Source organism: Shimia sp. (assembly GCF_041624275.1).
Classification (GTDB): domain Bacteria; phylum Pseudomonadota; class Alphaproteobacteria; order Rhodobacterales; family Rhodobacteraceae; genus Shimia.
Map to the genome: position 1 here is coordinate 1 of NZ_JBFJVE010000115.1, position 9,907 is coordinate 9,907.

General features: G+C 65.1%; 10 protein-coding genes. 6 read left to right on the forward strand and 4 right to left on the reverse strand.

The window, feature by feature from the left end; translation table 11 throughout:
• Positions 1-11: 11 nt before the first annotated feature.
• Both ABZD10_RS10085 and ABZD10_RS10090 read right to left on the reverse strand, forming a co-directional pair.
• Positions 12-1,040 carry a TRAP transporter substrate-binding protein gene (locus ABZD10_RS10085; RefSeq protein ID WP_372886245.1) on the reverse strand — a complete coding sequence of 343 codons (1,029 nt, stop codon included), beginning with the start codon at positions 1,038-1,040 and terminating at the stop codon, positions 12-14.
• Positions 1,041-1,175: 135 nt separating this feature from the next.
• Positions 1,176-2,093, reverse strand: coding sequence for an SDR family NAD(P)-dependent oxidoreductase (locus ABZD10_RS10090; protein WP_372886246.1), 918 nt, complete (start codon positions 2,091-2,093; stop codon positions 1,176-1,178).
• 164 nt (positions 2,094-2,257) lie between these two features.
• Here ABZD10_RS10090 and ABZD10_RS10095 point away from each other — a divergent pair, with 164 nt between their 5' ends.
• The 5 genes from ABZD10_RS10095 to ABZD10_RS10115 are packed head-to-tail and all read left to right on the forward strand — an operon-like array spanning position 2,258 to position 8,076.
• Positions 2,258-3,817, forward strand: a complete 1,560-nt coding sequence (locus ABZD10_RS10095) for a benzoate-CoA ligase family protein (protein WP_372886247.1) — start codon at positions 2,258-2,260, stop codon at positions 3,815-3,817.
• 21 nt (positions 3,818-3,838) lie between these two features.
• The gene (locus tag ABZD10_RS10100; RefSeq protein WP_372886248.1) at positions 3,839-4,393 is read left to right on the forward strand and encodes a 2-oxoacid:acceptor oxidoreductase family protein; all 555 of its coding nucleotides are present in this window, start codon (positions 3,839-3,841) and stop codon (positions 4,391-4,393) included.
• Positions 4,390-6,036 carry an NAD(P)-binding protein gene (locus ABZD10_RS10105; RefSeq protein WP_372886249.1) on the forward strand — a complete coding sequence of 549 codons (1,647 nt, stop codon included), beginning with the start codon at positions 4,390-4,392 and terminating at the stop codon, positions 6,034-6,036. The genes ABZD10_RS10100 and ABZD10_RS10105 overlap by 4 nt, the downstream gene beginning before the upstream one ends.
• The gene (locus tag ABZD10_RS10110) at positions 6,033-7,199 is read left to right on the forward strand and encodes a transketolase C-terminal domain-containing protein (RefSeq protein ID WP_372886251.1); all 1,167 of its coding nucleotides are present in this window, start codon (positions 6,033-6,035) and stop codon (positions 7,197-7,199) included. The genes ABZD10_RS10105 and ABZD10_RS10110 overlap by 4 nt, the downstream gene beginning before the upstream one ends.
• Positions 7,200-7,203: 4 nt before the next feature.
• Positions 7,204-8,076 (forward strand): thiamine pyrophosphate-dependent enzyme, encoded by an 873-nt coding sequence (locus tag ABZD10_RS10115; RefSeq protein ID WP_372886253.1) that lies wholly within the window; start codon positions 7,204-7,206, stop codon positions 8,074-8,076.
• Between the two features lie 54 nt (positions 8,077-8,130).
• Here the strand turns inward: ABZD10_RS10115 and ABZD10_RS10120 are convergent, their stop codons facing one another.
• On the reverse strand, positions 8,131-8,568 hold the full coding sequence (locus ABZD10_RS10120; protein WP_372886255.1) for an Rrf2 family transcriptional regulator: 438 nt from the start codon (positions 8,566-8,568) through the stop codon (positions 8,131-8,133).
• 38 nt (positions 8,569-8,606) lie between these two features.
• Complete coding sequence (locus ABZD10_RS10125; protein ID WP_372886256.1) at positions 8,607-9,092, reverse strand: N-acetyltransferase family protein; 486 nt, start codon at positions 9,090-9,092, stop codon at positions 8,607-8,609.
• A 238-nt stretch (positions 9,093-9,330) separates the two neighbouring features.
• Here ABZD10_RS10125 and ABZD10_RS10130 point away from each other — a divergent pair, with 238 nt between their 5' ends.
• On the forward strand, positions 9,331-9,801 hold the full coding sequence (locus ABZD10_RS10130; protein ID WP_372886257.1) for a (2Fe-2S)-binding protein: 471 nt from the start codon (positions 9,331-9,333) through the stop codon (positions 9,799-9,801).
• Positions 9,802-9,907: the final 106 nt, after the last annotated feature.

Consider the following 9,907-nt stretch of genomic DNA (forward strand, 5'->3'; position numbering starts at 1 on the left):
AGCGAAGCGGTTTACTTATAGGCCGCCATAAGCGTCTTGGCCTGATCGATCAGGGCCTGTCCGTCGATGCCCTTCTCGTTCATCTCGGCGACCCAGGCTGCCGTCACCGGCGCCGAGGCTTCGGCCCATTTCGCCGATTGCGCGGCATCCAGCGTGATGATCTGGTTGCCGCGATCCACCGCCAGCTGGCGCGAGGGCGCGTCGTAATCCTGCTGCGTGCCACCGGCGAAGACCGAGAACTTCATGCCCGAGTTTTCGTCGATCACCGCCTTCAGGTCATCCGGCAGGCTGTTGTACTTGTCCCAGTTCATCGCCAGCACGAAGGTGATGGTATACATCATCGGGCCGGTGAACTCGGTGTGGTGTTCGACCAGTTCCGGCACCTTCAGCGCCTTGGTCACTTCCCACGGGATGGTGGTGCCGTCGATCACCCCTTTGGACAGGGCTTCGGGCACCGCCGGAACCGGCATGCCGACCGGGGTCGCGCCAAGTTCCTTCAGCAGCGCATTGACCTGGCGCGAGGCGCCGCGGATCTTCATGCCGTTGAAATCTTCGGGCGAGGTGACTTCCTTGTTGGCATGGATGACGCCGGGGCCGTGGACCCAGACTCCGAGCACCTTCATCGCCTTGAATTCGGTGTCGGCCATGTGCTCTTGCATCATCGTCCAATAGGCCGAGGACGCGGCGCGCGCATCGGTGACGAGGAAGGGAAGTTCGAAAACTTCGGTCGACGGGAAGCGGCCCGGCGTATAGCCGTTGACGTTCCAGGTGATGTCGATCACCCCGTCGATCACCTGATCCAGCAGTTCCGGCGGCTTGCCGCCCAGCTGCATCGAGGCAAAGCGCTTGATCTCGATGCGCCCTCCCGACGCCTCTTCGACCTCGTCTGCCCAGACGTCGATGATCTTGCTTGGGATGGTTGCCTGCGCCGGCAGGAAGCTCTGCAGGTTGAAAGTGTATTCAGCCGCCAGTGCGCCCGTTCCGGCCAGCGCCAGCGCCGCCCCTCCGACGAAACCCAATAGTGTCTTGTGAATGGCCATTTGTTCCTCCCTTGACCGTGGTGATTGGTATTATGGGGTCTTCCCGTGTTGTCGCGCGGTCTCGCGCCCGGCATGGCCCCGTTCAGTATGTTTCGCGCGCCTTTCCGTCTGGTGTTGCAATCTGTCGGGCCATGCTCACACGGGCTCCCAGGTGAAAACGTCCGAGGTCCGGTCGAGCCCGTAGAAACTGGGCCTGAGGGCGGGCAGGGCGTGCTCCAGCACGGTCTCGGCGCTCCAGCCCTCGCCGCGCTGCATGCCGCGCAGCGGGCGAGATTGCCCCATCAGAAAGATCTCGTTGTTGCGCACGGCAAATATCTGCCCCGAGACATCCGCCGCGCCGTCCGCCGCCAGGGCCGTGGCCATCACGGCGATCTTGTCCGGCGTCATCTGGCGCAGCTTCTCGACCCGGGCCATCTCCTCGGGTGTGGTTACCGGAATACTCTCAGTCATCCGGCTCCATGCAAAGGGGGAAATACAGTTCGAGCGCACATTATAGCGCGCCATGTCCAGCGCGATGGACTTCGACAGGCCGACAATGCCCAGCTTTGCGGCCATGTAATTGGCCTGCCCGAGGTTGCCGATCAGCCCCGAGGTCGAGGTCATATGCACGAAACAGCCGGACTTCTGGGCCCGGAAGACGTCGGCCGCGTGACGGCTGACGCCGAAGCTGCCCTTGAGATGCACCGCGATCACCTGGTCGAAATCCTGCTCGGTCATCTTGTGAAAGATGGTGTCGCGCAGAATGCCGGCATTGTTAACCACGATGTCCAGCCGCCCGAAACGGTCGACCGCCTGGGCCACCATGGCCCCGGCCTGGTCGAAATCCGCCACCGACCCGAAGTTGCATTCCGCCGCGCCGCCGCCGGCCTCGATCTCGCGGACCACCTCGCGGGCCGGGGAATCGTCCAGCCCCTCGCCGTCGCCGCCGGTGCCGATATCGTTGACGATTACGCTTGCGCCCTTGGCCGCCATCATCAGGGCAATGTCGCGGCCAACGCCCCGTCCGGCCCCCGTTACAAGTGCAACCTTGCCTTCTAACAGCAATTCTCCCACGATCTGGCCTTCCCTGTCTGGCGGGGATTTTCCGCTTTTCGGGCTGCCGATCCGGCCCGGGAGCACCCCATTCGGCAATTCTTTGATTGCACAAACGTCTAATTATGCATACTAGTACTACATTACCTAAAAAGAGAATGGAAGTCATTTGGGAGGTGACGGACATGAAAACAGCAAAACGGTACAATGCTGCGGAAATCATGGTCGACCGCAATGTCACAAGTGGCTATGGCGACAAGGTTGCCTTCCAGGATACGGCGCGGTCGCTGACCTATCAGGAGTTGCAGACCGCGACGAATCGGGCGGCCAACATGCTGGTCGATCTCGGGCTCGGGCGCGAGGCGCGAATCGCGCTGCTGCTGCTGGACACGGTCGATTACCCCTCGGTCTTCTGGGGGGCGATCCGCGCGGGCATCATTCCGGTCTGTCTCAACACGCTGCTGAAGCCCGACCAGTATCTCTACATGCTCAACGACAGCCGGGCGCAGGCGCTGGTGATCTCGGCGCCGCTGCTGCCGGTGATCGAACCCCTGCTGGCCGACCTGCCGCACCTGCGCCATGTCGTGGTTTCGGGCGAGGGCGGGGGCGATGCCGCTGCCGGCCACGCGGATCTCGGCGCCCTGATGGCGCAGGCCGGCACCAGCTTCGAGACCGCCGACACACACCCCGATGAAACCGCCTTCTGGCTTTATTCCTCGGGTTCCACCGGCGCCCCCAAGGGGGTGCGCCATGTTCACACCAGCCCCGCCTATGTCGCCGACCACTACGGCAAGAACGTGCTCGGCATCCGCCATGACGACATCTGTTTCAGCGCCGCCAAGCTGTTCTTTGCCTATGGGCTGGGCGCCAGCATGGCGATCCCGATGTCGGTCGGCGCCACCACCGTGCTGCTGCCCGACCGCCCCACCGCCGAGTCGGTGCTCGGCATGCTGCACCGTTTCAACCCGACCCTGTTCTTCGGCGTGCCGACGCTTTATGCGGCGATGCTGGCAGACGATGCCTGCCAGCCGGAGAACGGCTCGGAGCGGCTGCGCCTGTGCATCTCGGCCGGCGAGGGCCTGCCCGAAGACGTCGGTCTCAGCTGGCAAAGCCGCATGGGGGTGCCGATCCTCGATGGTATCGGGTCGACCGAGATGCTGCATGTCTTCCTGTCCAACCGCCCCGACGACATCCGCTATGGCACCTCGGGTCGCGAATTCGACGGCTACAGGCTGCGGCTGGTCGACGAAGAGGGCAACGACCTGCCGGACGGCGAACTGGGCGAGCTTCTGGTCTCGGGCGGCTCGGCCGGCGACGGCTACTGGAACCAGCGTGCCAAGAGCCGGGCAACATTCGCCGGCGAATGGACCCATACCGGCGACAAGTACATCCGCGACGCCGAGGGCTATTACCACTACTGCGGCCGCACCGACGACATGTTCAAGGTCTCGGGGCGCTGGGTCTCGCCCTTCGAGGTCGAACAGGTGATCGTCGCCCACCCGGCGGTGATCGAGGCGGCGGTGGTCGCCCATGAGGACGAAGAGGGGCTGATCAAGCCCAAGGCCTTTGTCGTCCTGAAGAACCCCGACAGTATCAACGGGCTGTTCGACGAGCTGAAAGAGCATGTCAAGAACGCCATCGGGGTGTGGAAATACCCGCGCTGGGTCGAGGCGGTCGACGAGCTGCCGAAAACCGCGACCGGCAAGATCCAGCGCTTTCGCCTGCGCGACGGCCAGTCTTCGTAATTGCAATCCATGGGAGCAGCCATGCAGGAAATCATCATCTTGGGACGGGGCGGGCAGGGCGCCCAGACCGCCGGCAACCAGCTGGCCAAGGCACTGTTCGCCAAGGGCTATCACGTGCAGACCTTCTCGACCTATGGCGGCGCCCGGCGCGGCACGCCGGTGACCTCGTCGCTGCGGGTCGATCGCGTGCCGATCGTCCAGCGCTGCAACATCACCTCGGCCACGGCGCTGATGTGTTTCGACGACAGCCTGCTGGACGAGGCCTTTCTGCGCCTCGGCGCCGAGGATGCGCTGGTGGTGGTCAATTCGGCGCGCCCGGCCGAGGCCCTGCCGCAGCTGGGGCTGCGCCGGGTGATCCCGATCGACGGCAAGGCGGTGGCGCGGCGCAACAACATGGGCAAGGTGGTCAACTCGGCGCTGCTCGGAGCCTTTGCGGCGGCGCTGGGGCAGCCCGATCTCGACACCATGTGCGCGATCATCGAAGCCACAGCCCCGGTCAAGAAATCCGAAAACGTCGCCGCCTGTCGCGAAGCCTATGGGCTGGTCGCGGCGGCAAGCCAGAAGGTGCCCGCATGAACGAACAGCTATCCCCGCTCTGGACCCATCTGACCAGCGAGTCGCGCCTCACCGGCACCTGGCGCAGCGCCCTGCCGACCTATCAGAACCAGCCCTCTCCCTGCCTGCAGGCCTGCCCGGTAAACGGGCGCATCGCCGAATGGGTCAAGCAGGTCAAGGATGGCGATCTGCAGGCGGCCTGGGTCACGCTGGCCGACAACAACCCCTTTCCGGCCATTGCCGGGCGCATCTGCCACCACCCCTGCGAAAGCGCCTGCAACCGCAAGGACCACGACGAGACGGTCGGCATCTGCAGTCTCGAACGCTTTGTCGGCGACACCGCCATCGCCAAGGGCTGGGGCTTTGAACCTGGCGCCGAACAGCCGCATTCGGTGGCGGTGGTCGGCGGTGGCCCGGCCGGGCTCTCGGCGGCCTACCAGCTGCGCCGCTACGGCATCAAGGTGGCGCTTTACGAGGCCAAGGACGATCTCGGCGGGCTGATGCGCTATGGCATCCCCTCCTACCGGCTGTCGCGCGAGGTGCTGAACCACGAGATCGAGCGCATCGTCAATATGGGCATCGACCTGCATCTCGAGGCCGAGGTCGCGGACCCGGCGGCGCTGGCGGCCCTGAAAGAGCACCATGACGCGGTATATCTGGCCACCGGCGCCAGCCTGCCCAAACGCCTGCCGGGGTTGGACTACGACCAGCCCTGGGTCGTCGACAGCGCCGATTTCCTTGCCGCGCCTCTGGGCCAGCAGAAGGCCAAGGCCGGGGCATCGGTGGTGGTGATCGGCGGCGGCAGTGCGGCGATGGATGTGGCCCGCTCGGCGCGCCGTCTGGGCGCAGAGGTGACTGTTCTGTCGCTTGAACCCGAGGGCCGCCTGCCGGCCCAGGCCGCCGAGATTGCCGAGGCCATGGAAGAGGGAATTTGCTTTGTCAGCGGGGCGATGCTCGACAGCGCGCGCGCCGGCGAGGCCGGTCTGACGCTGCGCTGTGTCCGGGTCGATTTCATCCCCGGCGACCGGCCCGGCGCCTTTTCGGTGCAGCCGGTCGACGGCAGTGCTTTCGATCTCGCCGCGACCACGATCATTCCGGCCATCGGACAGGATGCCGATCTGGCGCGCTGGCAGGATGTCGCGGCCGGTGACGGCCCGGTGCTTGCCACCGGGGCCGACTGGCAGACCGCGACGCCTGGCCTTTATGCCGGCGGCGATGTCGCCAGCATGAGCCGTTTCGTTACCCAGGCCATCGGCATGGGCAAGGAGGCGGCGCATGCGATTGCCGAAAACCTGCTCGGAACCGGGGCGAGCGCGGCCTTCGAGACCAGCGAAGCGGTCGCCCTCGGGCGCATCAACACCGCCTATCAGGAAAGCCACCCCCGCAGCCGCCAGCGCCTGACCGCGCTCGACCGGCGGCTCGAGGGGTTCGACGAGGTGCAATTGCCGCTGGCGGCCGCCGAGGCCCGCAAGGAAGCCGAGCGCTGCTTCAGCTGCGGCAGCTGCATCTACTGCGACAACTGCTATTTCTACTGCCCCGACATGGCGATCAGCCGCGTCGACGGCGGCTATCAGGTCAATGCCGACTACTGCAAGGGCTGCGGGCTCTGCGTTGCCGAATGCCCCACCGGCTCCATCCACATGCAGGAGGAAACCACGTCATGAATGCGCCCGCGTTCAAAGAGGATCTGCAACTTCTCAACGGCAATCACGCCGTGGCCTGGGGGGTGCGCCTGGCGCGGCCGGACGTTGCCCCGCTCTATCCGATCACCCCGCAGACTCCGATCCTTGAAAAACTGATCGAGTTCCAGAGCGCCAATCAGTTCGACGCCGAGCTGCTGACACCCGAAAGCGAGCATTCCGCCATGGCCGCGGCCATTGCCGCCTCGGTCACCGGGGCGCGGGTCTTCACCGCCACCTCGTCGCAGGGGCTGTTGCTGATGCACGAGCTGCTGCATTACGCTGCCGGGGCGCGCACGCCGATCGTGCTGTTCAACGTCAACCGCACCCCGGCGGCGCCATGGGGCTTCTGGCCGGACCAGATCGACAGCCTGTCGCAGCGCGACACCGGCTGGATCCAGCTCTACTGCGAGAACCCGCAGGATTCGCTCGACACGGTGATCCAGGCCTTCCGCATCGCCGAAGCCGCCAACCTGCCGGTGATGGTCAACCACGATGCCTTCTACGTGTCGCATTCGGTCGAGCCGGTAAGCCTGCCGTCGCCTGAAACCGTGCAGGCCTTCCTGCCCCGGCCCGAACGCGACATCCTGCTGGCCAACGACAGCGGCCGCTCGACCGGGGCGCCGGTCGACCAGGCGGCCTGGAACCAGACCCGCCGCGACATGGATGCGGCGATGCAGGGGGTCGAGGCGCTGACCATCCGCGCCGGAGAGGATTGGGCCGGGCTGACCGGCCGGGCCAGCGCGCCGCTCGAGCCCTACCGCACCGAGGGGGCCGAGCTGGTCTTTGTCACCATGGGCAGCATGGCCGGCACCGCGCGGCTTGCGGTCGATGCGCTGCGCGCAAAGGGCATTGCCGCCGGGCTTTTGAAGCTGCGCCTGTTCCGCCCCCTGCCCGCCGCCGCGCTCTGCGAGGCGCTGGCCGGGGTGCCCTGCGCGCTGGTGCTGGATCGCAACTATTCGCCCGGTCTCGGCGGGGTGCTGCACCAGGAGCTGAAGGCGGCGCTTTTCGGCCGCGCCGACGCGCCGCGGCTCTACGGTCTGCTGACCGGGGTCGGCGGGGTCAACGTGCCGCCCGAAACGCTCGAGAAACTGGCCGTCGACTACCGTGCGGCCGACGTCGACAATCAGCCGATCTGGGTGGAGTGAAGCCATGGAAAAGATAGAATACGACGACCAGGGCCAGTTCTGTTCCGGCCATGTCGCCTGCGCCGGATGTGCTGAAGCCCTGTCGATGCGGGTGATCCTCAATGCGGTCGGACCGGACACGGTGGGCGTGGTGGCGCCCTCCTGCTCGGCGGTGATCCTCGGCGGCCACCCGATGAGCGCCGCCAAGATCCCGGTGCTGCACGGCACGCTGGAATCCGCCGCCGCCTCGGCCAGCGGCATCAAGCGGGCGCTGGTCAAGCAGGGGCGCGACGACACCACCGTCCTGTGCCTTGCCGGCGATGGCGGCACCTATGACATCGGCCTTCAGGCCCTGTCCTCGGCCGCCGAGCGCAACGAGGACATCCTCTATATCTGTTTCGACAACGAGGGCTATATGAACACCGGCGGGCAGAAAAGCTCGTCGACGCCGCGCGACGCCACCACCGGCAGCACGCCGCTGGGCAAGACCACGCGCAAGAAGAACCTGATCGAGATCCTCGCCGCGCACCGCATCCCCTATATCGCCACCGTCAGCCCGTCGCATCTCAACGACATGGCGGCCAAGATCAGGAAGGCCCGGACGATCCGGGGCACCAAGGTCATCATCGTGCTGATCCCCTGCCTGCCGGGCTGGGGCGTGGCCGACGATGCCGCCGTCAAGACCGCGCGGCTGGGGGTGGAATCCGGCGTCTTCCCGCTGCTCGAGATCGAGGACGGCGTCACCTACAGGCTCGATGCAGCGCAGAAGAACCAGCCCATCGACGCCTATCTGGCACAGCAGAAACGCTATCGTCACCTGAGCGATGACCACAGGGACGGCCTTCAGGCCGAAGTCGATGAAACATGGGAAAAGCTGGCAGCCTTGGCAGAAAGCTAGGCCTTGCTGGCAACAGGGGGCGGGGCGCGCGGGCGTCTCGCGTCCGGCGGTGTCTCAGGCGTCCTGCGCGGCGGCGTCCCTCATCGCCACTTTCTTGCGGCGCTCGACCTGTTTCAGCAGGGTCGCGATGCTGATCGAACTATAGGTCGACATGGCGATGTCGTTGATCTCGTTCGAGACGTCGAACAGCACCCATTCCTCGTCGGTGGCCTCGCTCGGATCATCGAGCTTGCACGAGGTATTGGTATCCTCGAAGACGCTGATGATGTCGAACAGGGTCAGCCGCTTGGCATTGCCGGTGAAACTGTAGCCGCCACCGACACCGCGGATCGACTGCACCCAGCCCTCGCGGCCAAGGGTCAGCAGCACCTTGGCCAGATGATGGGCCGAGACGCGGTACTTGGCACCGATTTCGGCGGCTGAAATCTGGCGCTCGGGGTTCGAGGCCAGCTCGATCAGGGCGTAAATGGCAAGTCGACTTGATTTCTGCACATCATTTCCTTTTCTGTCCGGCGCAAGTAGGGGGCCGGTTACCCTTCGTCAAGGTTCATTTCCAATTGCGTATAGGGCCCGGCCATCATGCCCTCGCTGCGGAAGAACGACATGTGGAGCGGGTTCTGACGCCGCACCATGGTGCGCACCGTGGTCATCCCGGCGCGGCGGAATTCGTTGCACATCTCCTTGAACAGCGCCTCGCCGATGCCGCGCTGGCGCACCTCGGGGTCGACCGAAACCGCGAACACCCAGCCGCAGGGCTGCGAGCCGAATTCCCAGCCGCGCACCTCGCCGGCAATCAGCCCCAGGATGCCGGGGCGGCCCTCTTTCTCGGCGACGAGGAAGAACCGCTGGTCGACGCGCCGCGTGGCATAGCGGTCGTAGATGTCCTGCCAGAATTCCGGTTTCGGCTGGCCGGTGATGCGCGCGTCAAGGTCGATCACATCCTGCAAATGCTCTGCCGTGGCCCGGCGGATTCGAAAGTCTGCGCCTTCCTTGCTCTGCTCTGTTTCGTCCGTCATGAAGGCTCCTTGTCGTTATTTTCGCAATCAACTACTGAATTGCGCCTGTAAGATCGCAGACCATGGGCCCGGCGGCAATGGACTTGCACCGAACATGCCCCGGCCACCAGACCCTTCCGACGGTGAAAAGACTCCTGTTTCTGTCGAGTCACGAAGAATTATCTATACCCTACACGCTTTTTTAGTATACTGGTACCGATTTATTGCTTTTGTGAAGAAATGCGGAAAGGGAAGCTGGATGAAGCGTGTCCTAAGTCTCAAGATCAATGGCCGAACCGTGGATGACGTGGTGCCGGACAATCTGCTTCTGGTCGATTTTCTGCGCGAACGTCAGGCCCTGACCGGGGCCAAGAAGGGCTGTGACGGCGGCGAATGCGGCGCCTGCACGGTGCTGATCGACGGTGCGCCGCGCCTGTCCTGCATCACCCTTGCCGCGGCCTGCGACGGCGCCGAGCTGGAAACCATCGAGGGTCAGGCCCGCGACGGCAACCTGTCGCCGCTGCAAAAGGCCTTTCACGAAAACCTCGGCACCCAGTGCGGCTATTGCACGCCGGGGATGATCATCGCCGCCGAGGGGCTCTTGCGCCGCAACCCGCAGCCCAGCGAGGCCGAGATCAGGACCGCGCTGGGCGGCAATATCTGCCGCTGCACGGGCTACACGAAAATTCTCAAATCGGTGCAGGTCGCCGCCGCGGAGGCCCGCAAATGAACGTCAAACACGACAGGTCCGCCATCGGCCGCCCGGTGCCGCTGGTCGACGGTATCGAAAAGGTCACCGGCAAGGCGCTTTACACCGCCGATCTCGACAGCCGCGA

What these genes read in the sequence shown, in the direction of transcription:
- ABZD10_RS10110 (WP_372886251.1), top strand. Translation starts at nt 6,033, where the DNA reads ATGAATGCGCCCGCGTTCAAAGAGGATCTGCAACTTCTCAACGGCAAT.
- ABZD10_RS10125 (WP_372886256.1), bottom strand. Translation starts at nt 9,092, where the DNA reads ATGACGGACGAAACAGAGCAGAGCAAGGAAGGCGCAGACTTTCGAATC.
- ABZD10_RS10115 (WP_372886253.1), top strand. Translation starts at nt 7,204, where the DNA reads ATGGAAAAGATAGAATACGACGACCAGGGCCAGTTCTGTTCCGGCCAT.
- ABZD10_RS10085 (WP_372886245.1), bottom strand. Translation starts at nt 1,040, where the DNA reads ATGGCCATTCACAAGACACTATTGGGTTTCGTCGGAGGGGCGGCGCTG.
- ABZD10_RS10105 (WP_372886249.1), top strand. Translation starts at nt 4,390, where the DNA reads ATGAACGAACAGCTATCCCCGCTCTGGACCCATCTGACCAGCGAGTCG.
- ABZD10_RS10095 (WP_372886247.1), top strand. Translation starts at nt 2,258, where the DNA reads ATGAAAACAGCAAAACGGTACAATGCTGCGGAAATCATGGTCGACCGC.
- ABZD10_RS10100 (WP_372886248.1), top strand. Translation starts at nt 3,839, where the DNA reads ATGCAGGAAATCATCATCTTGGGACGGGGCGGGCAGGGCGCCCAGACC.
- ABZD10_RS10130 (WP_372886257.1), top strand. Translation starts at nt 9,331, where the DNA reads ATGAAGCGTGTCCTAAGTCTCAAGATCAATGGCCGAACCGTGGATGAC.